This window comes from Pedobacter jeongneungensis (assembly GCF_000633455.1).
Lineage (GTDB): Bacteria > Bacteroidota > Bacteroidia > Sphingobacteriales > Sphingobacteriaceae > Pedobacter > Pedobacter jeongneungensis_A.
This window is the reverse complement of sequence record NZ_AYMG01000023.1, coordinates 208,241-235,098: the sequence shown is the minus strand read 5'-3', so window position 1 is coordinate 235,098 and position 26,858 is coordinate 208,241. Positions and strand designations below refer to the sequence as shown.

Genomic DNA, 26,858 nt, shown 5'->3' with positions numbered 1-26,858 from the left:
TAAATTGGCACTAACAAACCTGAAACGTAGTGGTTTTGTGTTCATAAACGGTTAATTTAGTTTTAAAAAGTATTGAACACAAAACGAAGTGTCACTGTTTTTTTGATGCGCGTGGAATTGTGCAAAGGGCTCATTGCTGGATTGACAAAGCGCTTTGGGTACTTTGGCGCTCCAAAGTACCATGCCCCCGCGGCAGAGAGCGGTAGAAAAATATTATAATTAATTGTATCCACACGATAGGATAAAATCGGGATAAAGCGGATGGCAGGGCTGCATTTGCCAGGAACCATTGTACATTTGTTTCCAATAAAAAAAAACACCAATATGATTAATTTGGTATTGCTAAAGCATGAGGTGATGTTCTGAATATTTTAAATCTTTGAATTAAAAATTAACAACAATAATTTATACGGATGGAAAAGGGAGAACGCAAAAACGTTTATAAAGTTTACAACAAAATAAGTAAGTGGTTTGTCGAAAACCGTTATGCTGATTCGGTAGAGAAAGCTTATTTGAATGATATCCTCCAACAACTTCCTACAGATGCAAAGGTTTTGGATCTGGGTTGCGGTGATGGAAAACCTATACTGGAATATTTTATTAACCATGGGATAAATGTTTTAGGAGTTGATGCCAGTGAGCAAATGATTAGGCTGGCAAAAGCCAATTTCCCATCTACCAGGTTTCTGCTAAAAGATATGCGAGAATTGGATCTGGATGAAAAATTCGATGCGATTATTGCATGGCATAGTTTTTTTCATCTTCCTGCTGCTGATCAGCCTGACATGTTCAATATTTTTAGGCGGCACCTCAATCCCAATGGTATTTTGTTATTTACCTCCGGTACCGAAAGGGGAGAAGCCTGGGGCATAAATGGTAGCGAAAATCTTTTTCATGCTTCTTTAGCTACTGCTGAATATCAAACTTTACTACAATCAAACCAATTTGAAGTGCTAAAACATAAAATAAACGATCCCGATTGCGGAGGCGCAAATGTTTGGATGGCACAGTACAAACCCTGATAATTTTGCCTTAACTTTGTGCTATGGCCGAACAGCAAAAAAACAATCCCTTACACGGTATCACCTTAGAAAAAATAGTAACCGATCTGCAAACGCATTACGGTTGGGAAAGATTGGGATCATTGATCAAAATCGATTGTTTCAATAATAACCAAACGATTAAATCGAGCTTAAAATTTTTAAGAAAAATGCCCTGGGCCAGAAAAAAAGTAGAAGAATTATATCTCGATACCTTTAATAAATGATGGAATGAGTGAGTTTAAAATGATTGAATTGGCTAATCTAATCCAATCATGCTTTCATTCAATCATTTCTCTTTCCCTTGCAACCTTTTCTCTAAAGCCGTCGTCATCTTGATCTAAACCTTATCAAATGAAAAATATTTTCTACTGTTTTTTGCTAATAGTTGCGTTAAGCAGCTGCGCCCTTGGAGTCATGACTTCAATTTATTCTATTTCAGGTGGAAAAGTTGATGTTCCAAAAAAAGAAACTTACAATGTGGTTTATCAGGCTAACTTTGGCAACGGTTTAACAGCTGATGTAGCTTATACCAATGAAAGTGGGAAAGAGATAGAATTAAAAGAGGTAAGCGGTACTTGGGAAAAGACAGTGATCTTAAAATCAGGGACCCACGCTAAACTTAAAACATTAGCTACTGCTACAACAGACGCTAAAGGTGAATACAAAATACTGGTGGATGGAAAAGTGGTTTCTGAATACGTTTTGACTGGGAAAAGACTCAATTATACTTTCTCATTCGATTTACCGTAAGAAGCTCAATTTCATTCAATCATTCTGTAATTCAGTCATTCAATAAATTAATTATTCATAAAATCTTCATATTGATTTTCGAGATTTAAGTAAACAAAATAACAAGGTTTATTCATCATTAATCAATGTAAAAATGAAAGCAATTAAAGTTTTAGTAATCGCCCTGGTAGCCGCTTTTACCATTAATACCGTAAGCGCTCAAACCACCACTCCGGCAAAAGCAGGAACAGAAAAATCACAGACCAAAAAAGGCCATAAAAAACACCATCATAAAAAGCATGCTAAAAAAGTAGCTAAAGCTTAATAAAGAAAAGTCTTTCAGGTTTACCTGAAAGACTTTTTTGTTTGTTGTCTGATTGTTATTGACAAATCGTCATTTCGACCGCAGTGGAGAAATCTGTTGAGTACGTTTTAGATCTGTATTTCTGTTTTTCTTTATTAAATTTCTTTTGTAAACGAAGTTGTCCATTAAATGGCTTGGCAGAATTATTAAGTTCCAGGTTTCTCAGGCTTTTAAAACTTCGGAAGAAAAAAATAATATTTTCTGTCACACTTTCCACCTTTTGGTGTCTTATAGCTGAAACCTTGAAAAAAGGTTAATCAAACAAATTAATAAAAAACAGAATTTTAGCTATGAAAACCTATTTATGGATATTGCTGTGCGTATTATCTACGAAAGTCTTCGCACAACAGCCGGGCAATATAAATGGAAAAATTGTGGATGTGAAAACAAACCTTCCGCTTGAATATGTGGGAATTATTTTATCAGATAAAACAGATTCGACCAAAAAATTAGGTGTAGTAACCAACAAAGCCGGAGAATTTTCTTTTAATGCGGTTGCCAATGGTGATTATAAAATCAGGATTTCGGCAATGGGTTATCACTCTGTCAGCAAAAACATCATTGTAAATGGTAAAAATATTAATCTTGGAACCTTAAAACTGGAAGAAGATGCCATTGCCCTAAAAGATGTGGCGGTAAGTGGCCGTTATGCCATAGCTACGGTAAAAAAAGATACCGTAGAATTTAACGCCGACGCTTATAAAACCAGGCCAAATGCGGCGGTAGAAGATTTGTTGAAAAAACTGCCTGGTGTAACCGTTGATAAAGATGGTAGTATTTTAGTCCAGGGACAAAAAGTTACGCGCTTAACTGTTGATGGTAAAGACTTTTTTGGTACCGACCCAAAAACAGCAACCAAAAATCTTCCTGCCGATGCCATTGCAAAAGTACAATTGATTGACAGTAAAACACAAGAAGCGAAGGCAACCGGAATTGATGATGGTCAGCGCGAAAAAGTGCTGAACCTAACCATTAAAGAAGACAAGAAAAAAGGCTGGTTCGGAAACGCTAACCTTGCCGGTGGTACAACCGATAAATACGGAAGTTATTTAAGTGCCAACCACTTTAATAAAAATCTGCAGTTTGCTGTTTTAGGAATGAGCAATAATACCAACGATGCCAGTTTCGGTTATGATGACCTGAGCAGTTTTAGCGGAGGCAATATCGGAAATATTTTTGCGCCACCAGCCGGGGGAAGTTTCTCGATCAATAACAATAACGGTAAAACCACCATTGGTGGTAGCGGTGTTTTTGATAACAATGCCATTGGATTATACACCACGCATAGTGGAGGCGTAAATTATAGCAACTCCTGGGGCAAAAACAACAAACTAGCCATTAGCGGCAGTTATTTCACTTATTTTTCTTCTGGTTTAGGCAATAAGCTATCCAACATTCAGGATTTAAGCTCAGGCGATATTTTGCGTACACTGGATAATACCGACCGGAACAGCAATAACCAGGCACACCGCTTTAATTTTAAGGCAGAATACCATCCCGATTCGTTAACAGATATGATATTTCGCCCTAATGTGATTTTAAACAATACCACCAACATCAATAATCGCACGTTCAATGCTAATTTTGATGCCACAGGAAAAGCAAATGATGGAAAGCAGTATTATAACCAGCATAATTTTACTCCTTCTTTATTTGGGGAGTTTACGGTGCTGAGAAGATTGGCCAATAAAAAAGGCTCGGTTTCGCTCCGTTTAAATGGAACACAGAATACTTTTAATGCTGATTGGTTAAATCAATCGTTGCTTAACCAGTATGTAAATGGTGGTACTACGGTTACCAACATCAACCAGCAGGCCAATCAGGAGAACGCAGCTAAAACCTATACCATCAATGGCAATTATGCCAGGCAGTTAAACCCAAAATGGAGTGCCAACCTTGCCTACGGTTATACAAGGAGTATTGTTGATGCGCAGCAGATCACCTTTGATTATAATCCAGCAACTGATCGCTACGAAATCATTGTTCCATCGTTAACCAATACTTTCGATAACCATAACAGTTTGCAAATAGCCGGACTGGGTTTTATTTACACTGGAAAAGACTGGACATATAATTTCGGATTAAATGCACAGGAGAGTTTGTTGAATGCCAATGTATTTAATAACATAGGCGCCAATATTGGCAATATTGAAAAATCATACTACAATTTATTGCCACGCTTAACGGTTAATTTTAAAAATAAAGCCAATCAAACCATTGCCATTAATTACCGGGCGAGCGTTAATTTGCCCTCAGTAACCGATCTGCAGCCCGTACAGAACAATACCAATCCTTTATACCAGAGAATAGGTAACCCTGATCTCGAAGCCCGGAAAAACCATCGCTTATCGGTAAACTTCAATACATTCAGTCCTGATAATAACCGCTATTGGAATGGTTATTTCCTTTATAACTTATCATTTGATGACACAGGAAATGATATTACCTATAATAATGGCATCCAAACGGTGAAACCCATTAATGTAAATGGTAATTATTACCTCCGTGCCGGAACATTTTTTGGCATGCCATCAAAAATTAAAGGTTTAAGGATGAATTATGGCGCAAACTTCTTCACCGAACATAGAACAAACTTTATCAGCGGCGCTAAAAACATTACAAACAGGTTCGAAATCGGCCCGAATATTAACTGGAGTTACGATATTGACGATAAATTTAATGCAGGTATTTATGCTTATGTAGGCTATACTAAGGTAAATAACACAGCAGAATCGGCCGTTGACAATAAATACTTCAGCCTGGAAAATACGTTGAACCTGAGTTACGAATTTATAAAAGATTTAAGGGTGGAGGCCGATTTAAACCATATTGGCTCTGCTGGTCGTGCCGATGGATTTAACAACAATTATTTCTTGCTTAATGCCGGGATTAATAAATATCTGATGAAACGCAGGGTAACTTTAAGTTTAAAAGGTTTTGATATTTTAAACCAGAATACCACTATCGATAGGATTGTAAACAGCAGTAGGATAGAAGATGTGCGGTACAATAACATTACCCGTTATTTCTACCTATCCTTAAATTACAAATTAACCAAAGTAGGCGCTAACAAAGAACGGGGCAATCCCCGCAATACCGTTAATTAAGTGCTTTTATTAAAGTCCTTAATATTTGCTTTTAGAAGTAAATGTTAAGGGCATTTTCTATTTTTCATCATTAAGAGATAAACATAACTTTGGCCATCTGTTTAATTTTTTGTTACTTAGAATAATCATAGAATAACGTCATATCATGCCGCTCTCAGCTTCATCCAAAAATAGTTTTACTGGTTTAGATCAAAAAGGGATTGTAATATGGCTCTTTGGGTTATCAGGTTCTGGTAAGACAACAATCTCGAGCCTGCTAAAGGAAAAACTAGCGGAACAAGGGTTTTTTACGGTAACCTTAGATGGCGACGTACTTCGCACGGGTATTAATAAAGATTTGGGCTTTAGCGAATCAGATAGGGCAGAAAACATCAGGCGGGCAGCTGAAATTGCCAAAGTGATGTTAAAAAATAATATGATTACCATTTGCTCTTTTATTACCCCTTTGGAAGAGCACCGTGCATTAGCGGCCGAAATTATAGGTGAACGTTATTTTGAAGTTTTTTTAGACTGTCCGCTGGCCATCTGCCAGGAAAGAGATGTAAAAGGCCTATATAAAAACGCAGGACTAAATCTGATCCAAAACTTTACAGGCATCAGTGCGAAATTCGAACCCGCTATAAACGCAAATCTCATTATTAAAACCCACATAGAAAGTCCTACGCAAAGTAGAGATCGGGTATTTTTTGAAATTATTTCAAAGATTAGTATTCTTTCTTAACTACTTTTCGATTAATCCCTGGCATCAGTTTAAAGTTTTCATAAACATCTTATCATTTATCCGCTGAAGTTAATTTTTAATGATTTTTATTGCTCCGGAGCTAAAAATTTTAACGCAAACGTTTGTTAGTTTTTTTATCCAATGCTATCCATCTGATTTTTCAGATAGATTTCTCTGATTAATGGATTGAAAAAACAGTTTCAATCACATTTAAAGCAATTTCTTGCTATGAGTTTCTAATGCTAAGTATTTAGGGGTGTAAAATTAACTGATTTCTTTATTTATGATCAAACGTTTGCGTGGTGTTTGAAGATTTTGTGTGTTTCAAATCGCCTAAATTAGGTTTGGAAAGAGAAATGCCGGAGGTTAACCAACTTCATCACTTATTCTCTTTTTGAAATGAGCAAGCAAAAAACAACATAAAATTTTGGTGGTGTTACGAAAAAAATATTCGGAGTACGATTAAAAAAACAGATCTAGATTTTCCCTCAAAAACCTATCAACTAACTTAAAAACAACAGCAACATGAAGATCAAATCTTTACTGGTTTTTGGCGCGGTTGGCTTATTATGGCTTAACGAAAGTAAAGCTGCTGCCAGTCTAAACCACAACACAAATGCCGAGCCCAGGGCAATGCGTCCCAATTATTTTGATGATATCACCATCAAAGGGAAAATAACCGATAAATCAGGTCCGGTTCCTGGGGCAACCATTACCTTAAAATCAAATCCAGGCATTGGTACCTCTACAGATGGAGCTGGTAATTTCGCAATCACTGTACCCGCTGATGGTATTTTAATCATTAAATCTGTAGGTTATAAAACACAGGAAATTCCTGTCCAGGGTAAAACTACACTCAACATTAGCCTCGAAGAAGAAAATAACAACCTGAGCGATGTAGTAGTGGTAGGTTATTCATCAAAAAAGCAGGGAGAGTTATCGAGTTCTGTTTCGGTCATTTCTGCCGAAAAGTTAAAAGGTGTAGCCTCTAACGATGTAATTTCCATGATTCAGGGTAAAGCCCCGGGCGTAGTGGTTTCTTCAGGCAGTGGAGATCCAACTTCTGCCCCTAAAATGACAATAAGGGGTATTGGAAGTATTAATGGAGGAACAGCGCCTTTGTTGGTGGTAGATGGAAATATCCTTGGGGCTTACGGTACCGAAGGTGCTACCTACAGTCCAAATGATGTGGAATCTGTTACCATTTTAAAAGATGCTGCGGCTACGGGTTTATATGGCTCACGTGCAGGTAGTGGTGTTATCATCGTAACGACTAAAACAGGTAAAGCGGGCGAAGCAAAAATAGAATTCAGTTCAACAGTAGGTTTTAACTCCCCTTCAACAGGTCATTTCAAATTGATGAACAGTCAGCAATTGTATGATTATCAAAAAACATTTTCCAATCCTGATCCATCGGTTTTAAAAAATGATACCAATTGGTGGGATTTGGCTACCCAAAACGGAATAACACAGAATTATACCCTTTCTGCATCAGGAGGTACAGAAAAAACAAGGTATTACATTGCCGGTAACTTTTATAGAGAACAGGGTACAGTAATTAATAACGATAAAAATGCCTATAACTTGAGGGCGAATATAAATAGCCAGTTAACCAAAAAACTTAAATTGAGTTTATTGTTAAACGGTGTATTTACCAGAAACAACTATGCTAACAGCAATACACTTGGAGATGGTTATTTAAATCTCCCTTTCGATCCGGCTTATAATGCAGATGGAACACCGGTTGATCCGCGGATTACACCAACCTGGAAAGGACGCGATGTAGAAAATTTTCTTCATTCTACGCAGTATAATCTTTCTTACCAAAGAAGCCTGAATTTAAGTGCCGATGTAAATTTAGATTATAACATTGTAAAAAACTTAACTTTCTCCAGCTATAACAGAACCACTTTTTACAACACCTTTGCTGTAGATTATTATGATAAAAGAACTAAAGAGGGGGGTGCAACAAATGGCTCACTTTACAACTCCACAACATATAAAAACAGGTTGTTAAGCTCAAACAGGTTGAAATACGAAAACAGCTTTGGTGAAAATCATTTAACCGTATTGGCAGTTGGCGAAGCTGAAAAATCGTACTACGATGATGCTTACTCAAATGGGAAAAATTTACCTGCCGGCCGTCCGGTAATGTCTACCGCAACCGATATTATCAGTAATCCATCCGGGGGGACCAACGAATATAATTTTAGTAAATATTTAAGTTCGGTTGATTACAATTATGCCGGTAAATACTTTGCAATTGCCTCATTTGTGCACGAAAACTCCTCGCGTTTTGGTTTAAACAAAAGTGGTGGCGATTTTTATCAGTTAGGTGCGTCATGGATTTTGAGTAACGAACAATTTTTAAAAGGAGTTAAACCGATTAGTTTCTTAAAATTAAGAGCAAGCTATGGTACTACGGGTAATGCTGAAATTGGCGATTATCCATCTTTAGGACTATACGCCATTGATGCGTCAGCCAGTTATGGCGGTTTGCCTGGGGCTAGGCCTGATCAAAAAGGCAATCCCGATTTAACCTGGGAAAAGCAAAAAACAGCCAACATTGGTTTGGATATCGGTTTTTGGAATAGAATAGATTTAACTATTGATTTATATGATAAACGCTCTAATGCCCTATTATTTAAAGTGCCATTACCTTCAACTGATGGTTATGGATATATTTTCCAAAATGTTGGCGCTTTAAAAAACAGAGGGCTTGAGTTTAGCATCAATACTAAAAACTTTACAGGAGAGTTTCAATGGGAAACCAATTTCAATATGGCCTTTAACCGCAATACAATCTTAGGGCTTACAGAAGGGAAAGATGCGATTACGCCAGGTGGTTCGCAGCCAAAAGCGGTAGGGCACGATATTTACGACTACAAAATGCCAATATGGGCGGGAGTAGATCCAAATAACGGAGATCCGCTCTGGGAGAAAGTAATTACTGATGCAGATGGAGTAAGCCATATTGCGGTAACCAATACCTACTCACAGGCTACCCGCCAATATACAGGTACATCGGCCTCGCCAAAATTTACCGGAGGTTTTACCAATACCTTTAGCTATAAAGGTGTTTCACTGAGTGCATTTTTCAATTTTGTTTATGGTAACGAAGTGTATAACAATAGCCGTGCTTATTTTGATAATGATGGTTTGTACGAAAGTTACAATGCGATGGTACTAAAATCGGGCTGGAGCAGATGGGAAAAAATTGGAGATGTTGCTACACACCCTAAACCGGTTTTAGGTGGTAACCATGATTCCAATCAACAATCATCACGTTACCTGGAAGATGGAAGTTATATCCGTTTGCGCAACATTACACTCGGTTATCAGATTCCAACCAGCTGGTTAAGTAAAATTAAAATCAGTAGCGCCCGGATTTTTGTTAGTGGCGATAACCTTTGGACAGGAACTAAATTTTCGGGTATAGATCCTGAGGTTGTACTTGCGCCAGATGATAATGATCCCAATGTTATTCCGGGAAGTTCAAGTTTTAGATACCCGATCAGTAAAAAAATATTGTTTGGTGTAAACATTAGTTTATAGGAGAGGAAAAATATGAAAGCGAATCAAATTAAAATATATATAGTTGCACTTGCACTGATTTTTAGTGTAAGTAGTTGTAAAAAGGAAGTAAAACCGTCAACAGCGATTGATGATGAATCTGCATTAACAAATCCTGGTGATATTGAGACCGCAACCATTGGTACTTATGCCGTGCTAAGAAATGCGACTTATGTTAGGAGTGCACATTTTTTAACAGAATTTCAGGGAGATAATGTGGCTCAGGGGCAACCATCATCTGATGATCTTTCAAGGTGCTATCGCTATACCCATATCCCCACAGGTACACATGGCGCTAACTTTTGGAAACAGGCTTATTATGTAATTGTTGCTGCTAATAAGATTATTGCAGCTATTCCAGATAATTCAAGTGTAGATTTAAAACAACTTAAGGGAGAAAATCTTTACCTGAAGGGAATGATGGAGTTTAACTTAGTCCGCGTTTTTGGAAGACCATACACACAGGGCAATGGCGAAAAACCAGGTGTGCCTATTTTGAAAGAAGGTGTGCCTGCAGGTACTCCGGCAAGAAATACCGTTAAAGAAGTATATGCCGCAGCTATTGCCGATTTATTAAAAGCCGCTGATTTAATGACTGTAGCAAAAGCGGATATTTTTGCTTCGAAAGAAGTTGCTTACGCTTTGCTGTCTCGTATTTATTTAAATATGGGTGATAATGCCAATGCCATAAAATATGCTGATCTGGTAATTGCTTCTGGCCGTTATAAATTGCTTCAGGGTGCAGATTATGCCAGTTACTTCACTAAAACTCCGGAAGCCAATTTGGAAACCATTTTTGCTATCCGTTATACCAAAACAGAAGATCAGGATTTTGGTGCCATCGGCTCTATGTACTACAGCGGTACACCAGGTGCTTTATCTACTCCTGGTGCTCAGGGCAATACCGGTTATGGCGAAATCTATGCTTCTCAGCAATATGTGGCAGAGCTGGATAAAAACCCGGCAGATTTAAGGCATAGTTTTATTGCGCCTTATAAAATTAATGGTGTATTGCAGGTAAACACTAAAATAGCCCCAAATGTACCCATGTATTATGTAACCAAATACAATTTGCAGGAGGGGATTGCAAATTTAAGCTCACCGGTTTACCTGCGTTTGGCTGAGATGTATCTGAACAAAGCTGAGGCAAATGCCAAACTAGGTAATGCGCAGTTGGCCCTTGATGATGTAAACCTGATCCGTACCAGGGCTGGAATTCCTGTTTTAACGCTTGCAGGCATTGCTGCAGAAAATAAAACAGCTTTGGATGTAGTTTTAGAAGAGCGCAGGCTTGAATTCGCTTTTGAAGGACAACGGGCTTACGATTTATTCAGGAACAACAGACCGATGACAAGAAACTATCCGGGTACACATGCCTTAAATAACACGCCCAATACAAACATCACGCAGACCATTTTGCCAACCGATGCCCGTGTTATTTTTTACGTTCCGCAGTATGAGATAGACAATAATAAAAATCTAACTCAAAACCCTTAGCTCATTCGTGGTAAAACAATAAGGGCTTTATCACCATTGAAATCAAACTTAAAAAGATGAAAAATATAAAAACATATGCCATTTACATGCTTTTTGCAGGTATGGCAATAAGTTCCTGTAAAAAGGATAAAAGTGCCGAGCTTACGTCCAATTTAGAAGAAGTTGTGTTAGACCGTTCGGGCTGGAGCGCAACAGCTTCAAGTCAGGAAACGGCTAATCTGCCGGCAACCGTTTTGGATGGCAATACCAATACTTTTTGGAGTTCGAGTGCTAATGCTGCATTTCCGCACTGGTTATTAATCGACATGAAAAAACAGACCGTAGTTACCAAAATTGGTTTAACCACAAAACAGGGCGACCCGAAAGGGTTTACCAAATTTAGGCTGGAAGGCAGTAACGATGGGATCAATTTTACCGCCATTGGCGAACTTGCATTTAACCCGGTGCTTTATACCGAACAGGCATTTACCTTATCGCCTGCGAGGAATGTACGGTACCTAAAATTAACCGCTTTAGAAAAAGCTGCAACGCAAACGGGTAACATTACTTTTTTAGCGGAATTTAGTGTGACTGGCCTGCAGGAAAGAAAACCGCTTACCGATATTGCATTGAGCAAAGCAGGCTGGACGGCAACAGCTTCGAGCGAAGTAAATTTTCCGGGCGATGAATTGAACCTGGCCTCAATGATCGTAGATCCTATATCTACCAAAAGCCCGATACCTGATGATTCACAAGTTCCTTCATTTTGGCAGGCTGATTATGATGTGCTGCATCCATATCTGCATTGGATTGTTGTTGATATGAAAAAAGCAAGTTTACTTTCTTATATCGGTCTTAACGCCCACACCGACCCAAAACAAGGTTTTAGCAAATTTTCTATTTCGGGAAGTGTAGATGGCGTTACTTTTACTCAATTGGGCGATGACCGGAATTTCAATCCAACTACAGTTAATGAACAGAAATTTGCTGTTTCGCCAACAACTCCGATCCGTTATGTAAAAATTACGCTGCTCGAAGGTACAAGTTACCCTTGCCTGGCGAATTTTGAGGGATATGTGAAACTTTAAAATTGCGGTAAATTCAAAGAAAGCGATCAAAATTGAGATCGCTTTCTTTGTTTATGGCCCTTTTGTATCAGTTCGTAACTGATAAACAATATCTTTGAGTTGTATTTTGTCCCTTATCTATGAAGAAAATTCTACAAGTCATCCTTACACTAGCCTTAATTACGCCTATTTTTAGTTGCAAAAAAGGCAATATCAAAAACCTGAACAGCATTGCCTATGGCTCATCATTCGGCATGCGCGCAGGCTACTGTTCCAACAGCTTACTCATTAGCGATTTAAAACTTACATTTTCTAAATCGAAAAATGGACAGTCGGCAGATACCAAAACCTGTAGTAAAACCATTTCGGAGGCCGATGTATCCGCCATTAAAAATGAGCTGAACATCAGCAAGATTTCGAACCTGCCCGAAGTAATCGGTTGCCCTGATTGTGCCGACGGTGGTGCAGAATGGATTGCCATTAATGCCGATGGTAAACAATATAAAATTACTTACGAATACGGTAAAGCACCAAAAGAGCTGGAGGCCGCAGTGGCAAAACTGAAGGTTTTAAGAGATGGTTTTAAGGATTGTAATTAGCATAGAGCCTTCTCTCATTAATTTAAATCCATTCTTTTCAATGAAGATAAATGGAATTTTTTAAAATTTGAGGGGAAAAACGTAAATAGCTGTGATTTGCTCTGCCACCTAAACCCGATATACGTGGATGCCGATTTAAGCAATATCTTTGCTTTTTTATGGGTGTGCTTACTTGTTTCACAGGTTTCATCGGCAGAAACATTAGCGGGACTGAACCTAAACTAAGAATTGCTGCAATTGCTTTCCAGAACATCAGTTTATAAACTATGAAATGCTGTTATAATGGATTTAATGTTTAAGCTGAGAAATATTGCTTCACGCCATCACCACTTCCTCCGCTTCAGTTCGCAATGACGATGACCTGGAAGAAAAATTACAACTCCTTAATCCTGAACTGAAAACCGGCAATTGCCAACTGAAAACTTTTTACGCTAACCCCTTGATTTTTAAAAAGAATTGTTCTACTTTTGCAGTCCGTTTTATGGGCTATCTGTGAAGATGCCGGGGGAGCGGTAAATTTTTTAATAAAAAACATAAAAAAGCACAATGCCAACCATTCAACAATTAGTTAGAAAAGGTAGAGTAGCACTGGAGTTCAAGAGTAAGTCTCCAGCGTTGGACAGCTGTCCACAGCGAAGAGGTGTATGTACACGTGTGTACACCACTACCCCTAAAAAACCAAACTCAGCAATGCGTAAAGTAGCCCGTGTTCGTTTAACGAACGGTAAAGAGGTGAATGCATACATTCCTGGAGAAGGTCACAACTTACAGGAGCACTCTATCGTATTGATCCGTGGTGGTCGTGTTAAAGATTTACCAGGTGTACGTTACCACATCATCCGTGGTGCATTAGATACATCAGGTGTAGCTGGTCGTAACCAACGTCGTTCTAAATATGGTACTAAACGTCCTAAACCAGGACAAGTAGCTGCGGCGCCAACTAAAGGTAAAAAGAAATAATCGGGAGGAAATAAGAAATGAGAAAGTCAAAACCAAAAAAGAGAATTATTCTTCCTGACCCAAAATTTAATGATGTTCAGGTAACTCGTTTTGTAAACAATATGATGTACGATGGAAAAAAATCTATCGCTTATTCTATTTTTTACGATGCTGTTGAAATTGCTGAGAAAAAAGCAGGTGAAAACGGTTTAGAGGTATTTAAACGTGCTTTAACTAACATTATGCCAGCTGTAGAGGTTAAATCTCGCCGTGTTGGTGGTGCTAACTTCCAGGTTCCAACTGAGGTTAGACCAGAGCGTAAAACAGCTTTAGGTATGAAATGGTTAATTTTATATGCTCGTCGTCGTGGTGAAAAAACGATGAAAGAGAAATTAGCTGGTGAAATCGTAGCTGCTGCTAAAGGTGAAGGTGCTGCTGTTAAGAAGAAAGAAGATACGCACAAAATGGCTGAGGCTAACAAAGCGTTCTCTCACTTCAGATTCTAGTATTAGAATTAACAGGTTAAAGATTACACAGATTTAATTAGAAGATTATACTGATTAGATAAATTACACCGATTTGTTTTAACATAATCGGTGTAATCATTTAAAATCAGAAATCAAAAACATAACATGGCAAGAGATTTAAAATTTACAAGAAATATTGGAATCGCGGCTCACATTGATGCAGGTAAAACTACAACAACGGAGCGTATTCTTTATTATGCTGGTGTAAGTCATAAAATTGGTGAAGTGCACGAAGGTGCTGCAACAATGGACTGGATGGCACAAGAGCAAGAACGTGGTATCACGATCACTTCTGCTGCAACTACTGTTGAGTGGAAATACAGAGGTCAGGCTTACCACATGAACATTATCGATACACCAGGACACGTGGATTTTACCGTAGAGGTAAACCGTTCGTTACGTGTATTAGATGGTTTAGTGTTCTTGTTTTCTGCAGTTGATGGTGTTGAGCCTCAATCAGAAACCAACTGGCGTTTGGCTAACAACTATAATGTTGCCCGTATCGGTTTCGTTAACAAAATGGACCGTTCTGGAGCCGACTTCTTAAAAGTTGTTAAACAGGTTAAAGATATGTTAGGTAGTAATGCAGTTCCTTTGCAGTTACCTATCGGTTCTGAAGATCAGTTTAAAGGTGTGGTTGATTTGATCAACAACCGTGGTATTGTTTGGAATGAGCATGATAAAGGTATGACCTTTACTGAAGTGCCTATCCCGGAAGATATGCTTGATGAGGTTGCTGAGTGGAGAGAGAAATTATTAGAATCAGTTGCTGATTATGATGAGTCTTTAATGGAGAAATTCTTTGAAGATCCAAACTCAATCACTGAGCGCGAAATTTTAGACGCTTTACGTGCAGCTGTTTTAGATGCTAAAATTGTTCCTATGGTTTGTGGTTCATCTTTCAAAAACAAAGGTGTTCAAACCATGCTGGATTATGTGATGGAATTATTGCCTTCACCTCTTGATTCAGAAGGTGTTGTAGGTACTAACCCAGATACTGGTGCTGAAGTTTTATTAAAACCAAGTATTCAGGAGCCATTTGCAGCTTTAGCATTCAAAATTGCAACTGACCCATTCGTAGGCCGTTTATGTTTCATCCGTGTTTATTCGGGTAATTTAGATGCAGGTTCTTACGTTTACAACACACGTTCAGAAAGTAAAGAGCGTATTTCTCGTATCTTCCAAATGCATGCTAACAAGCAAAACCCTGTGCCTAATGTGGCTGCTGGTGATATTGCTGCGGTAGTTGGATTTAAAGATATCAAAACTGGTGATACACTATGTGATGAGAAAAACCCAATTATTCTTGAATCAATGAACTTCCCTGAGCCAGTTATCGGTTTAGCTATCGAGCCTAAAACTCAGGCTGATGTTGATAAATTAGGTATGGGCTTATCTAAATTGGCTGAAGAAGATCCTACGTTCAGGGTTCAAACCGATCAGGAAACTGGCCAAACAGTTATCTCTGGTATGGGTGAGCTTCACTTAGATATCTTAATCGACCGTTTAAAACGTGAGTTTAAAGTAGAAGTTAACCAAGGTGCACCACAGGTAGCTTACAAAGAGGCAATCTTTGGTACAACAGAACACCGTGAGGTTTATAAAAAACAATCAGGTGGTCGTGGTAAATTCGCTGATATTAAAGTTGTAATCTCTCCAATTGATGCAGACTTTGAAAAAGGCGGTTTGCAATTCGTAAACGAAATTGTAGGTGGTTCAATTCCTCGTGAATTTATCCCTTCAGTTGAGAAAGGATTTGCTTCTGCAATGTCGAATGGTGTATTAGCTGGTTATCCACTTCCTGATATGAAAGTACGTTTGATTGATGGTTCATTCCACGCAGTCGATTCAGATGCTTTATCATTCGAGCTTGCTGCCCGTATGGCGTATCGTGAGGCTTTACCTAAATGTAGACCATCTTTGATGGAGCCAATCATGAAAATCGAAATCTTAACTCCTGAAGAAAACATGGGTGATGTTATCGGTGATATGAACCGTCGTCGTGGTCAGTTACAAGGTATGGATACCCGTAATGGTTCTCAGGTAATCAAAGCATTGGTTCCACTTTCAGAAATGTTCGGTTATGTAACCCAGTTACGTACCATCACTTCAGGTCGTGCAACTTCTACAATGGAATTCGATCACTACGAGCCAGCGCCTAAAAACGTACAAGACGAAGTAATTGCTAAGTCTAAAGGAAGAGTAAAATCTGAAGACTAATTAAGGTATAAGGTAAAAGGCGTAAGGTTAAAGGTTTTAAACCCTCAACCTTACACCCTAAGCCCTCCGCCTTTTTAAAGATAAATCCGGTTTCTGTTGTTAATAGCTCTAACAGGAAGCCATAATTAAAAATAAGATGAGCCAAAGAATCAGAATTAAATTAAAATCTTACGATTACAACTTAGTAGATAAATCTGCTGAGAAAATCGTAAAAACTGTTAAACCTACGGGTGCAGTGGTTAGTGGTCCGATTCCACTTCCAACAGAGAAAAAAATCTTTACTGTATTACGTTCTCCACACGTAAACAAAAAAGCTAGAGAGCAGTTCCAATTATGCGCTTACAAACGTTTATTGGATATTTATAGCTCTAACTCTAAAACAGTTGATGCTTTAATGAAACTTGAATTACCTAGCGGTGTTGAAGTTGAAATCAAAGTTTAATTGATTTTAAAAAGAACAAAAAAGGTCGCGATGAAAATTGCGGCCTTTTTTTATGTCCTGCCATTTTCAAACAAAAGCATGTGAGTTCGGTTTAACTGATATGAACAAACACGAAAACCACCAAGAAGAACTACCTGTTGAAGGACAGGATTTTGCCAACCCGGAAGAAGAACAGAAAAAGAAGCCATCTTCACATGGAGAAGTGGCCAATCAAAAAGGTGGCGATTTCTCTGAATTGGAAGAAAGCAGAATGGAAAAACCACCCAGGCACCGTGAGGAGAATGGATCAAGTAAGGATGACCTGGATAGTGATACCAAAATTGACCAGAGCAAAGGAGTTAAATAGTAATCGTTTATCTCTTAAACATTTTCATCTTATCAGTTGTTGTTAAGGATAGAATCACCTGAAAATAATGCGATTATGAAAATGAATGATGAGAATAAGAAAAAGGAAATAGATCCGCAACTGGGTATTGATCGTGATGAGGAAATAGACTGGGACAACGGAGAGGCTACTTATGGGCATAAGCGTACTGATTTTAAGCGGAAAGATGAGCCAAATGAAACGCATTTATTGAAAGCTGAGAGCTCTGTCCACAATATCAATGAAGAACTTAAAAATGCGAATTTAAGCCGGAATGAAGATATTGGGAATAGAAATAAAGATGCAGATAAAGGCATCAGGGGAAAAGATCAGTAGCTGATTTATTTAAAAGGGAATATTCATATAGAATAATCCCCTAATAATATTGATGCATTTTCCGGTAGATGGAAATTAATTAGGATTCCACAACTGAAATGCGTTAATCAAGTGGCAATAGCCCTCAAAATCGTTTAGTCTCTGATTTTAGTTAATCTTTGTCGCGAATCCTACAGCGGCGCAAATTTCAACGATTTAAAACCAATTTACAAAGGCAGTATACATATATTTATTGATATATGTCAATTATTAATGTCTTTCCGGATTGGTTAATATCGTCAGTATAAATCACTGGTCTGTGAATAATCTTGCCTGATCCGCTCTCCATAGTTTTTAACTTTATCGATATATTCAGGTGTTTTTTCTTTAAAATCATCAACTAGTGATCTTCCGTCTGTAGCTCTTTTCCTGGTAGCATATTTAAACCCATAAACTGCTGCAGCGCCTAAAATGGCATATTTTAATAACCCCATAACTAAAAAATTATATTCCCGTATTTAATGCATGGTCTTCATCTGTTTCATTAGGGCCGGTTTTGGTTTTAAAATCATCAGATGAACTTCCGGTATGGCTTTCGGCACTTTTTACAGTAGGATGCTTGTCCGGACTGTTGTATGCATCATCGCTAAGGGAATCTTTACCCTGTGTACCCGAATTGTCGAAGCCATCTTTCGCAGAAGGATTTCCTTTAATCAATTCACTTGGTTCTTTTCCGTAGGCGGTTACCTCGTTAACATCATTACCGGCTTCATATGCTTTTTGCACATCAGATTTTTCTTCTTGTCCGCCATCTGGTCCAACATATCCTTCTGTATGTTCTTCCTTATTATATATACTCGTTTTCATAGAAGTAAATTAAATCTCATTAAATAACGTTTCTGAAACCAAAAGGTTTGTATTTTATTATTGATTTCGTGACTTAAGACTTAGAATATATTTATTTTAATCGTTGATATTTAACTAAATATTAATAAGCTGAAGTAAGCGGGTAATTGGTGCAATTTTAGCAAATGCACGATTAATTAACTTTTAAATATGAGCAAGGCAGAGCAAAACCGGATTAATCAACAATATGCCAATCAAAAAACATGGCTTAAATGGGGACCATACCTTACTGAGCGACAGTGGGGAACCGTAAGGGAAGATTATAGCCCAGGTGGAAATGCCTGGGATTTTACAACGCACGATACGGCGAGGAGCAAAGCTTTTAGGTGGGGTGAGGAAGGAATAGCGGGCATAAGTGATGACCAGCAACTGCTTTGTGTAGGATTAGCTTTATGGAATGGCAGGGATGCTATTTTAAAGGAAAGGCTTTTTGGTTTGAATAATGGAGAGGGAAATCACGGAGAGGATGTTAAAGAGCTTTATTACTATCTGGATAATACACCCATGCATACCTACATGCAAATGTTGTATAAATATCCACAGTCTGCTTTCCCTTACTCCAGGCTTGTAGAAGAAAATGCCAAACGATCCAGGCAGGAGCCCGAATTTGAATTGATGGATACAGGCATATTTGATGAAGACAGATACTTTGATGTTTTTATCAATTATGCAAAAAATGATGTGGATGATTTGCTCATTAACTACACCATTTTTAACAGAAGTAATGAAGATGCCGGGCTTCATATCTTACCACAATTATGGTACCGTAACAACTGGAGCTGGAATGGCGCTACTGCTAAACCTGCAATTAGTAGTATTGGGAAGGATAAATTGCTTTTGCATTCAGAAAAGCAGGGTAAATTGTATTGTTATACAGATGGCAAGCCTGAATTTTTATTTACCGATAATGAAACCAATAACGAACGTTTATATCAATCGGCCAATGCATCAGATTTTGTAAAGGATGGTATAAACGACTATCTGATAAACGGGAATAAAACTGCTATAAATCCTGCCAAAACAGGAACCAAGGTCGCAATTCATTATACAAAACTTATTCCTGCAAAACAAAGCGTCAGCATAAAATTAAGATTAAGCAGTAGCCAGTTAAAAGCACCATTTGAAGAATATGATCAGATTTTTGAAGATCGTAAAAAAGAAGCCAATGAGTTTTATGCCGATAAATACGCTGTAGATTGTAGTGATGAAGAAAAAATGCTACAGCGACAAGCCTGGGCGGGTATTTTGTGGAATAAGCAGTATTATAATTATGATGTAAATACCTGGTTAAAGGGAGACGCAGGTTTACCTAAACCAGCAAATGAAAGAGCGTGTGGTAGAAATTACCATTGGAGTCATTTTATGGCCAATGATATTATTTTAATGCCTGATAAATGGGAGTACCCCTGGTTTGCTGCCTGGGACCTTGCTTTTCATTGCATAGCGCTTGCACCTGTAGATCCGGATTTTGCCAAACAGCAATTGCGATTGTTATTAAACAATAGTTATATCCATCCAAACGGACAATTGCCCGCATACGAATGGGATTTTACAGATGCAAATCCGCCGGTACATGCACTGGCTTCTTATAAGGTTTACCTGGTAGATAAAAAAATAAAAGGAACCGGTGATTTAAAATTTTTAGAAGAAGTATTTCAGCGTTTACTCCTCAACTTTACGTGGTGGGTAAACCAAAAAGATAGCGAGGGTAATAATATTTTTGAAGGTGGCTTTCTGGGGCTTGATAACATTGGGGTGTTTAACCGCAGTGAGCCCGTTCCCGGCGGTGGTTTTTTGGAGCAGGCCGATGGCACCAGCTGGATGGCTATGTACGCTTTAAATATGCTTCAAATAAGTATAGAACTTGCCTTACAAAATTCGTTATATGAAGATATGGCGATAAAATTTGCTGAACATTTTTTATTCATTGCCGGCTCAATTGATAATATGGGCGACCATCACATCGGATTATGGGACGATCATGATGGTTTTTACTACGATTTATTACGTAATCCTAATGGAAACTGGGATCGGTTACGCCTCCGCTCTCTGGTTGGTTTGATCCCCATGTTTGCAGTAATCGTTTTTAGCGATAAAGACTGGAAAGATTTGCCAAAACTTAGGTCTCATTTGGAAGCTTTTATGCGTCAACGACCTGATTTGGTGCAGCTAGTGAGTCATTGGGCAGATACAAGTGGAAATGATAAACACTTGTTTTCGCTTTTGCGTGGCCATAGGATGAAAATGCTTTTGCGCAGAATGCTGGATACCAGTGAGTTCCTCTCTGATTTTGGTATCAGATCGGTCTCAAAAATTTATGAAACGCAGCCTTATAGTTATTGGTTAAATGGAAGTGATTATTCTGTAAAATACGTTCCTGCAGAAAGTGATACAGGCATGTTTGGTGGCAATAGCAATTGGCGTGGACCAATTTGGATGCCTTTAAATTATTTGTTGGTTGATGCCTTAAAACACTTTCACGAATATTATACAGATGATTTTAGGGTAGAATATCCAACAGGGTCCAACGAATATTTTTCATTGAATGAAATTGCAGATTTATTGAGCAAAAGGATGAAAAATTTATTCCTTAAAAATGATAAAGGTGAGCGTGCGGTATTTGGAGGCTATCCCAAATTAAATCACGACGAACATTTTAAAGACTACATTTTATATTACGAATACTTTAACGGTGAAAATGGCAAAGGCTTAGGGGCTAGCCATCAAACCGGATGGACTGCTTTGATTGCTCTTTTATAGAATAAAAATTATCGATGCCATGTATTTACACTTAACAGGCTTAAAAAATCAGAGGTTTTAAAAACGATTCTTTTTATTAGAGCCCCTGAATCATTAACTTCGCCCAAAATTAATTGAACGCATGGAGTGGAAATATTTACTTTCGAATAAACGGTACGGACAGGAACAATACGGTGCCAGTACCGATCGTGCGCGTTCTGATTTCCAGCGTGATTATGACCGTTTGATTTTTTCATCCCCGTTTAGAAGATTGCAGAACAAAACCCAGGTTTTCCCCTTGCCTGGAAGTGTTTTCGTTCACAATCGCCTTACACATAGTTTGGAGGTAGCAAGCGTAGCCCGCTCTATGGCTAATATTTTCCTTAATAGTGTAAACACGCACAACCCTGAACTGATTAAAGAAGTGCCTTTAATTAACGAGGTGGGCAACATTGTTGCAGCAGCGGCATTGGCACATGATTTGGGGAACCCTGCTTTTGGCCATTCAGGTGAAGCAGCTATTTCGAGGTATTTTACCGATGGTGATGGCCGTGTTTATCAAAAAGACATGAACGAATCACAGTGGCACGACTTAATCAACTTCGAAGGAAATGCAAATGCCATCAGGATCCTAACCCATCCATTAAAGGGAAAAGGCAATGATGCCTATGCCTTAACTTATTCAACCCTGGCTTCGATAGCAAAATACCCATGTGCATCCATCGCAGGTAAACAAAAAGGCCTTTTACACCGCAAAAAATACGGTTTCTTCCAGTCAGAAGAAGAAACATTTAAAAAAATTGCTACAGAACTTCATTTAGAAAAGGAAGAAAACGAATACCTGATTTATAAACGTCATCCTTTAGTTTATTTGGTTGAGGCTGCAGACGACATTTGTTACAGTATTATCGACTTGGAAGATGCACACCGCTTAAAGATCCTATCGTACGAAGAAGTAAAAAATTACCTCTTGCCATTTGCCAACTCTACAACGATTGAGGAGCGTTTAAAAAACGATTACGAAGATGATGATGCCAAAATCGGGCTGTTAAGGGCGAAGGCCATTAACACACTAACCAACCAGTGTGCTGGTATCTTTTTCGAAAAACAGGAAGAATTACTAAAAGGGGAGCTGAACCATAGTTTAACTGATTTATTGCCTGAACCATACATTTCGGCCTGGAAAGCTGTCGAAAAAATTTCAGTAGAACGTATTTATAACTTCTCTTCGGTAATACAAAAAGAAGTGGCAGGTTACAAAATAATGGCAGGTTTGCTGGAAGAATTTGTACCAGCGCTTATCCATAACAATACACACTATTATAAAAAACTGGTAAAGCTGATCCCAAAACAGTACCATACAGATTTAACTGATATTTATTCCATTACGCAGAGTGTATTAGATTTTGTTTCGGGAATGACAGACCTCTATGCTGTAGATTTATACCGCAATATTAAAGGGATATCTTTCCCTTCAGAAACATAACCGTTTTAACACGGCTATTGGCTTTTGCCCATCTTTTATTCAATCAAATTGGTTTTGACCGCTTGTAAATCGAGTGTTCGTGTAAAATTATGAATAACATTTTTATATATAAATCTGATTTTCAGTAATTTGTGTATTTTCGATAAGTCTTTCGTGTAAAGCAAGGTGGTCAACTTGTACTAATTATTAGATTTGATCGTTCGGCTTCTTATTTTTTGTAGCCAGGTAATTAGATCTCATCCCTATTCATGAAAAAAATTTTACTGATCACGCTGCTAAGTATGGGCTTGGCATTGGCTGTTAAAGCACAAGCTCCACAACAATTCAATTATCAAGGTGCTGCCAGAAATGCCAATGGTAGCCCACTCGCAAATAAAAGCATATCCCTACGGATCAGCATCCTGGATGCATCAGCAACTGGTACCACGCAATATTCGGAAGTGAGAAATGTGGTAACCAATATTTTGGGTCTGTATGCAGTAGCAATCGGATCAGGCGGGGCAAACTCGGTAACTGGTACAATAGGAGGAGTTACCTGGGCAAGTGGATTAAAATTTGTAAAAGTAGAAATCGATCCTGACAATGGTACCAATTTCACCCTGGCTGGAACTGTACAATTGTTAAGTGTTCCTTATGCATTATATGCAGCTAATGGGCCAATCGGGCCAAAGGGTGATCCAGGTGCAACGGGCCCGGCAGGTACACAAGGTGTGGCCGGAGCAGTTGGTCCGCAAGGCCCACAGGGTATTGCCGGAGCAACCGGTGCTCAGGGACCGATAGGTTTAACAGGTGCTACCGGATTACAGGGTTTGCAAGGCATACCTGGTGTTAAAGGTGATAAGGGCGACAAAGGTGATATTGGTCCGGTTGGTCCATCTACCGGAACTGCCGGAGGCGATTTAACGGGGAATTACCCAAACCCAACTATAGCTAATCTTCAGGGAAAAACATTAAGTGCAACGGCACCAGCCAATAACCAGGTGCTTTTATTTGATGGAACGGCGTGGAAACCGGTAACATTGGATGTTAGCCAGTTATCTGGTGCCAAGGCCTTAACTTCAACAGATTTAAGCATTAGTGCCAATGGTACAACCGCATTATTAAAAGATGTGGTAATTGATATCAATGCAGGAGCAGTAAGTACGATTAAACTTGCTGATGGGGCAGTTACAACACCAAAGTTGGCTGATGCGTCGGTAACTTCGGTAAAAATAGGGAACAAAGAAGTTAAGAATGTTAACATTGCCGATGCTGCAGTAAATACGCTTCAGTTAGCGGATGGTTCGGTAACCACACCCAAACTAGCCGATGCTGCAGTAATCTCGGTAAAAATAGGGAACAAAGAAGTTAAGAATATTAACATAGCCGATTCTGCAGTGAATACGCTTCAGCTAGCAGATAAATCGGTAACCACGCCAAAACTGGCTGATGGAGCTGTAACTTCCATCAAAATCGGAAATAAGGAGATTAAAAATATTAATATAGACGATGCTGCTGTGAATACACTTCAGCTCGCAGATGGTTCGGTAACCACACCAAAACTAGCTGATGCAGCTGTAACTTCAATCAAAATCGGAAACAAAGAAGTTAAAAACATCAATATCGATGATGCTGCAGTAAATACACTTCAACTTGCAGATGGCTCGGTAACTACACCAAAAATTGCAGATGCATCAGTCACCCTTGCTAAATTAACCACCAGCGGCGTGAGCGATGCAAACAAAGTTTACATTACCAATGCGATAACCGGAAAGCCGGAACTGATCAGCAGAACCTTATTTGCCAATGCAAATGCATGGGCATTGAAAGGGAATACAGGTAATATAGATCAGAACACCAATTTCCTGGGCAATACCGATGATGTAGCCATCAATTTTTTAGTTAACGGTTTAAAATCTGGTCGCCTGGGCAATTCGGCAGAAACTAATATTTCTTATGGTTATAAAACACTTACAGCAAACGTATCAGGTTTTTACAACAGTGCCTTCGGAAGGGAAGCATTATCGGTAAATATCTCAGGTTATGAGAGCAGTGCATTTGGTTATCAGGTACTGCAACGTAGTTTTAGTGGCATCAATAACAGTGGTTTTGGTTCACAGGCCTTGTCGGTCAATACGGTTGGCTCTAATAATACAGCGCTGGGTACACACACTTTAATGGCCAATGGAACAGGTGTTGCCAACACAGCAGTAGGGAGTTTGGCGCTTGAAGCGAGCAATGGTGATAATAATACCGCAATAGGTTATAGCGCCGGATCGAAAAATAATGGTGCAGGCAATATTTTTATCGGGAGCAATGCAGCCGGAAATAGTACAAATGCAAATAATACGTTGGTAGTGGCTAATTCTAATACCGCATATCCTTTAATCGCAGGTAATTTTACTACAAATGGTGGTTCGCTAACCCTTAACGGAACAGCAGCAGCAACTACTACCGCTTATGCACCGGCAAACGTCAGTACTTTAAATATAAACGGTTCGGTTTCTGCCAGTATTTTAACTTTTACCAGTGCTGGTACTTTAACGCTGGATGACAGTCATTATACCGTTAGGATAAAAAATGCGGGTGCAACCGTAACGGTTAATCTTCCGGCAGCCAGCACATGTAAAGGAAGGATTTATGTTATCGTTAAAGCCTTATCATCAGGAAATGTAACCCTGAATAATCCGGTGTTATTAAACGATGATTCGAGTTTAACCACCATTACAGGAAATAAAACCTTTACCATTCAAAGTGATGGTTCGGCATGGATCTCTTTAAACTAACGCGATGAGAAAAATATACTACCCGTTTATTTTCTTGTTGCCAATGTTTTTTGGGAGCAAGTTGAAAGCACAGAACCTACCCTATATATTTAATTCGACCAGCGGTTATGGCAAGATCAATAATCAGTTGTACGATTTTAGTATAGGAGAAATGACAATTGTGCAAACTTTCCAGGCAGGGAACACCACATTGAGCCAGGGCTTTTTGCAGCCCTTCCTGATTATACAAACCACGGCCGATGTTGCTGTTGTAAATAATATCCTTACACCAAATGGTGATGGTAAAAATGATTTTTTTGTAGTTAAAGGTTTAGAAAAGTATCCGAATAACAAACTCACCATTTTTGATAGGGGAGGAAGATTGATTTATTCTGCCATGAACTACCAGAACAACTGGGATGGCTATTTCAATGGAAAACCATTGATGGAAGATACCTACTACTACATGCTCGATCTGGGTACAGATGGATCTATTAAAGGTTTTATATCAATTTTATATAAAAAATAACAGGAGAGAAATGAGATATTATATCGTGGCGCTGTTGTTTTTATTGATTACACCAGCATTTGCCCAGCTTAACCCCATGGGGAGTATTTATTACCAGAACCAGTTTTTGGCCAATCCGGCAATGGCTGGGTTAGAAAGGGGATTAAACCTAAATGCAGCATTTAAAACACAGTGGGCTGGGGTAGAGGGCGCTCCAAAAATCCAGTACCTCACTGGCGATTACGGTTTAGCCAATAATAAAGTGGGCTTGGGCCTCCTTTTTTATAATGAAGGTGCTGGTGCTATTAATCGTACCCGGGCAACCGTAACCTATGCATATCACTTGCCTTTAAATGGTGGAACTAACTTTTTGGATTTTGGTTTATCTGCCGGGATTATGAACGAATCGGTAGATTTTGCCAAAGTTAAAGGCGATTTTGATGATGATGTGCTGAACAGTTTTAACGATCGTAAACTTTATTTGGATGGCGATTTTGGTGCTGCTTACCGTACAGATAAGCTGACGCTGCAAGCTGCCTTGCCAAATCTTAAACGGTTTTTTAAAAGAGATGTGTTGAGGAATGTGGTTGACCGATCTACCTATTTTATTGCTGCAGGTTATAAATTTACTACTGATAAATTAATTAATAGTATAGAGCCAAAACTGGTATATAGAGGTGTACAAAATTACGATGGTATTTTCGATGCAGGCGTTAATTTTCAGCTTTTGGACAATAAATTAATGCTAAATGGAATTTACCACAGCACAAATAGCTTTACAGCCGGCTTTGGCACAAATTATAAAAACCAGTTTTCGCTTTTGTTCCAGTATACTACCAATACCTCAAAAATGCTGAATTATAGTAATGGCGAGTTTGAGCTGGGCCTGAAATATAGCATTAAGAATTAAGAAGGCAATTTGCCTTTGGGTAAATCGAGTTGTCAACTTTTAATAGCCATTTTGCTGAAAAGTTGACAACTCTTTTAAT

General features: G+C 38.6%; 23 protein-coding genes. 21 read left to right on the top strand and 2 right to left on the bottom strand.

Features of this window, described 5'->3' with window-relative positions; genetic code table 11:
• Nucleotides 1–413 precede the first annotated feature (413 nt).
• From U859_RS0120900 to U859_RS0120815, 16 genes are all read left to right on the top strand, one after another.
• A complete protein-coding gene (locus U859_RS0120900) occupies nt 414–1,022 on the top strand; it encodes a class I SAM-dependent methyltransferase (RefSeq protein ID WP_025145249.1) in 609 nt (202 codons plus the stop codon).
• 23 nt (nt 1,023–1,045) lie between these two features.
• Entirely contained in the window at nt 1,046–1,267 is a 222-nt protein-coding gene (locus U859_RS0120895; RefSeq protein ID WP_025145248.1) for a VF530 family DNA-binding protein, read from the top strand.
• Nucleotides 1,268–1,394: 127 nt separating this feature from the next.
• Nucleotides 1,395–1,793: a hypothetical protein gene (locus U859_RS0120890; protein ID WP_162800007.1), complete on the top strand. Its 399-nt coding sequence runs from the start codon at nt 1,395–1,397 to the stop codon at nt 1,791–1,793.
• A gap of 133 nt (nt 1,794–1,926) precedes the next feature.
• On the top strand, nt 1,927–2,097 hold the full coding sequence (locus U859_RS32060) for a hypothetical protein (RefSeq protein WP_162800006.1): 171 nt from the start codon (nt 1,927–1,929) through the stop codon (nt 2,095–2,097).
• 329 nt (nt 2,098–2,426) lie between these two features.
• Nucleotides 2,427–5,243: a TonB-dependent receptor gene (locus tag U859_RS0120880; RefSeq protein WP_025145246.1), complete on the top strand. Its 2,817-nt coding sequence runs from the start codon at nt 2,427–2,429 to the stop codon at nt 5,241–5,243.
• Nucleotides 5,244–5,388: 145 nt separating this feature from the next.
• On the top strand, nt 5,389–5,964 hold the full coding sequence (gene cysC / locus U859_RS0120875; RefSeq protein WP_051584744.1) for an adenylyl-sulfate kinase: 576 nt from the start codon (nt 5,389–5,391) through the stop codon (nt 5,962–5,964).
• A gap of 525 nt (nt 5,965–6,489) precedes the next feature.
• Nucleotides 6,490–9,519, top strand: coding sequence for a SusC/RagA family TonB-linked outer membrane protein (locus U859_RS0120870; RefSeq protein WP_025145245.1), 3,030 nt, complete (start codon nt 6,490–6,492; stop codon nt 9,517–9,519).
• 12 nt (nt 9,520–9,531) lie between these two features.
• Nucleotides 9,532–11,034, top strand: a complete 1,503-nt coding sequence (locus U859_RS0120865) for a RagB/SusD family nutrient uptake outer membrane protein (RefSeq protein WP_025145244.1) — start codon at nt 9,532–9,534, stop codon at nt 11,032–11,034.
• Nucleotides 11,035–11,090: 56 nt separating this feature from the next.
• Nucleotides 11,091–12,101: a discoidin domain-containing protein gene (locus tag U859_RS0120860; RefSeq protein WP_025145243.1), complete on the top strand. Its 1,011-nt coding sequence runs from the start codon at nt 11,091–11,093 to the stop codon at nt 12,099–12,101.
• Nucleotides 12,102–12,220: 119 nt separating this feature from the next.
• Entirely contained in the window at nt 12,221–12,679 is a 459-nt protein-coding gene (locus U859_RS0120855; protein WP_025145242.1) for a hypothetical protein, read from the top strand.
• A gap of 546 nt (nt 12,680–13,225) precedes the next feature.
• Nucleotides 13,226–13,639: a 30S ribosomal protein S12 gene (gene rpsL / locus U859_RS0120840; RefSeq protein ID WP_008244597.1), complete on the top strand. Its 414-nt coding sequence runs from the start codon at nt 13,226–13,228 to the stop codon at nt 13,637–13,639.
• A 17-nt stretch (nt 13,640–13,656) separates the two neighbouring features.
• Nucleotides 13,657–14,124 carry a 30S ribosomal protein S7 gene (gene rpsG, locus U859_RS0120835; protein WP_025145241.1) on the top strand — a complete coding sequence of 156 codons (468 nt, stop codon included), beginning with the start codon at nt 13,657–13,659 and terminating at the stop codon, nt 14,122–14,124.
• Nucleotides 14,125–14,250: 126 nt separating this feature from the next.
• The gene (fusA, locus tag U859_RS0120830) at nt 14,251–16,365 is read left to right on the top strand and encodes an elongation factor G (protein ID WP_025145240.1); all 2,115 of its coding nucleotides are present in this window, start codon (nt 14,251–14,253) and stop codon (nt 16,363–16,365) included.
• 136 nt (nt 16,366–16,501) lie between these two features.
• Nucleotides 16,502–16,807 carry a 30S ribosomal protein S10 gene (gene rpsJ / locus U859_RS0120825; protein WP_008244591.1) on the top strand — a complete coding sequence of 102 codons (306 nt, stop codon included), beginning with the start codon at nt 16,502–16,504 and terminating at the stop codon, nt 16,805–16,807.
• A gap of 100 nt (nt 16,808–16,907) precedes the next feature.
• Nucleotides 16,908–17,153, top strand: coding sequence for a hypothetical protein (locus U859_RS0120820; protein WP_025145239.1), 246 nt, complete (start codon nt 16,908–16,910; stop codon nt 17,151–17,153).
• A gap of 75 nt (nt 17,154–17,228) precedes the next feature.
• Nucleotides 17,229–17,507, top strand: a complete 279-nt coding sequence (locus U859_RS0120815; protein WP_162800005.1) for a hypothetical protein — start codon at nt 17,229–17,231, stop codon at nt 17,505–17,507.
• Nucleotides 17,508–17,785: 278 nt separating this feature from the next.
• Here U859_RS0120815 and U859_RS0120810 read toward each other — a convergent pair whose 3' ends face one another.
• Both U859_RS0120810 and U859_RS0120805 read right to left on the bottom strand, forming a co-directional pair.
• Complete coding sequence (locus U859_RS0120810; protein WP_025145237.1) at nt 17,786–17,980, bottom strand: hypothetical protein; 195 nt, start codon at nt 17,978–17,980, stop codon at nt 17,786–17,788.
• 10 nt (nt 17,981–17,990) lie between these two features.
• Nucleotides 17,991–18,353: a hypothetical protein gene (locus tag U859_RS0120805; protein WP_025145236.1), complete on the bottom strand. Its 363-nt coding sequence runs from the start codon at nt 18,351–18,353 to the stop codon at nt 17,991–17,993.
• A gap of 189 nt (nt 18,354–18,542) precedes the next feature.
• On the opposite strand from U859_RS0120805, the gene U859_RS0120800 reads away from it, so the two are divergent.
• The 5 genes from U859_RS0120800 to U859_RS0120775 all read left to right on the top strand — a co-directional run bounded on the left by U859_RS0120800 (nt 18,543) and on the right by U859_RS0120775 (nt 26,779).
• Nucleotides 18,543–21,152: an MGH1-like glycoside hydrolase domain-containing protein gene (locus tag U859_RS0120800; RefSeq protein WP_025145235.1), complete on the top strand. Its 2,610-nt coding sequence runs from the start codon at nt 18,543–18,545 to the stop codon at nt 21,150–21,152.
• A 121-nt stretch (nt 21,153–21,273) separates the two neighbouring features.
• Nucleotides 21,274–22,617: a deoxyguanosinetriphosphate triphosphohydrolase gene (locus U859_RS0120795; RefSeq protein WP_025145234.1), complete on the top strand. Its 1,344-nt coding sequence runs from the start codon at nt 21,274–21,276 to the stop codon at nt 22,615–22,617.
• A 248-nt stretch (nt 22,618–22,865) separates the two neighbouring features.
• Complete coding sequence (locus U859_RS31260) at nt 22,866–25,382, top strand: beta strand repeat-containing protein (protein ID WP_025145233.1); 2,517 nt, start codon at nt 22,866–22,868, stop codon at nt 25,380–25,382.
• A gap of 4 nt (nt 25,383–25,386) precedes the next feature.
• Entirely contained in the window at nt 25,387–25,890 is a 504-nt protein-coding gene (locus tag U859_RS0120780) for a gliding motility-associated C-terminal domain-containing protein (protein ID WP_084153120.1), read from the top strand.
• A gap of 10 nt (nt 25,891–25,900) precedes the next feature.
• Nucleotides 25,901–26,779, top strand: coding sequence for a type IX secretion system membrane protein PorP/SprF (locus U859_RS0120775; protein ID WP_084153123.1), 879 nt, complete (start codon nt 25,901–25,903; stop codon nt 26,777–26,779).
• Nucleotides 26,780–26,858: the final 79 nt, after the last annotated feature.

Excerpts from the sequence above, each read along its gene's own strand:
- U859_RS0120815 (WP_162800005.1), top strand. The coding sequence starts at position 17,229 with ATGAAAATGAATGATGAGAATAAGAAAAAGGAAATAGATCCGCAACTG.
- U859_RS0120900 (WP_025145249.1), top strand. The coding sequence starts at position 414 with ATGGAAAAGGGAGAACGCAAAAACGTTTATAAAGTTTACAACAAAATA.
- U859_RS0120805 (WP_025145236.1), bottom strand. The coding sequence starts at position 18,353 with ATGAAAACGAGTATATATAATAAGGAAGAACATACAGAAGGATATGTT.
- U859_RS0120890 (WP_162800007.1), top strand. The coding sequence starts at position 1,395 with ATGAAAAATATTTTCTACTGTTTTTTGCTAATAGTTGCGTTAAGCAGC.
- rpsL (WP_008244597.1), top strand. The coding sequence starts at position 13,226 with ATGCCAACCATTCAACAATTAGTTAGAAAAGGTAGAGTAGCACTGGAG.
- U859_RS0120865 (WP_025145244.1), top strand. The coding sequence starts at position 9,532 with ATGAAAGCGAATCAAATTAAAATATATATAGTTGCACTTGCACTGATT.
- U859_RS0120795 (WP_025145234.1), top strand. The coding sequence starts at position 21,274 with ATGGAGTGGAAATATTTACTTTCGAATAAACGGTACGGACAGGAACAA.
- U859_RS31260 (WP_025145233.1), top strand. The coding sequence starts at position 22,866 with ATGAAAAAAATTTTACTGATCACGCTGCTAAGTATGGGCTTGGCATTG.
- rpsG (WP_025145241.1), top strand. The coding sequence starts at position 13,657 with ATGAGAAAGTCAAAACCAAAAAAGAGAATTATTCTTCCTGACCCAAAA.
- U859_RS0120780 (WP_084153120.1), top strand. The coding sequence starts at position 25,387 with ATGAGAAAAATATACTACCCGTTTATTTTCTTGTTGCCAATGTTTTTT.
- U859_RS0120860 (WP_025145243.1), top strand. The coding sequence starts at position 11,091 with ATGAAAAATATAAAAACATATGCCATTTACATGCTTTTTGCAGGTATG.
- U859_RS0120810 (WP_025145237.1), bottom strand. The coding sequence starts at position 17,980 with ATGGGGTTATTAAAATATGCCATTTTAGGCGCTGCAGCAGTTTATGGG.
- U859_RS0120820 (WP_025145239.1), top strand. The coding sequence starts at position 16,908 with ATGAACAAACACGAAAACCACCAAGAAGAACTACCTGTTGAAGGACAG.
- U859_RS0120800 (WP_025145235.1), top strand. The coding sequence starts at position 18,543 with ATGAGCAAGGCAGAGCAAAACCGGATTAATCAACAATATGCCAATCAA.
- U859_RS0120870 (WP_025145245.1), top strand. The coding sequence starts at position 6,490 with ATGAAGATCAAATCTTTACTGGTTTTTGGCGCGGTTGGCTTATTATGG.
- cysC (WP_051584744.1), top strand. The coding sequence starts at position 5,389 with ATGCCGCTCTCAGCTTCATCCAAAAATAGTTTTACTGGTTTAGATCAA.
- fusA (WP_025145240.1), top strand. The coding sequence starts at position 14,251 with ATGGCAAGAGATTTAAAATTTACAAGAAATATTGGAATCGCGGCTCAC.
- U859_RS0120775 (WP_084153123.1), top strand. The coding sequence starts at position 25,901 with ATGAGATATTATATCGTGGCGCTGTTGTTTTTATTGATTACACCAGCA.
- U859_RS32060 (WP_162800006.1), top strand. The coding sequence starts at position 1,927 with ATGAAAGCAATTAAAGTTTTAGTAATCGCCCTGGTAGCCGCTTTTACC.
- U859_RS0120880 (WP_025145246.1), top strand. The coding sequence starts at position 2,427 with ATGAAAACCTATTTATGGATATTGCTGTGCGTATTATCTACGAAAGTC.
- rpsJ (WP_008244591.1), top strand. The coding sequence starts at position 16,502 with ATGAGCCAAAGAATCAGAATTAAATTAAAATCTTACGATTACAACTTA.
- U859_RS0120895 (WP_025145248.1), top strand. The coding sequence starts at position 1,046 with ATGGCCGAACAGCAAAAAAACAATCCCTTACACGGTATCACCTTAGAA.
- U859_RS0120855 (WP_025145242.1), top strand. The coding sequence starts at position 12,221 with ATGAAGAAAATTCTACAAGTCATCCTTACACTAGCCTTAATTACGCCT.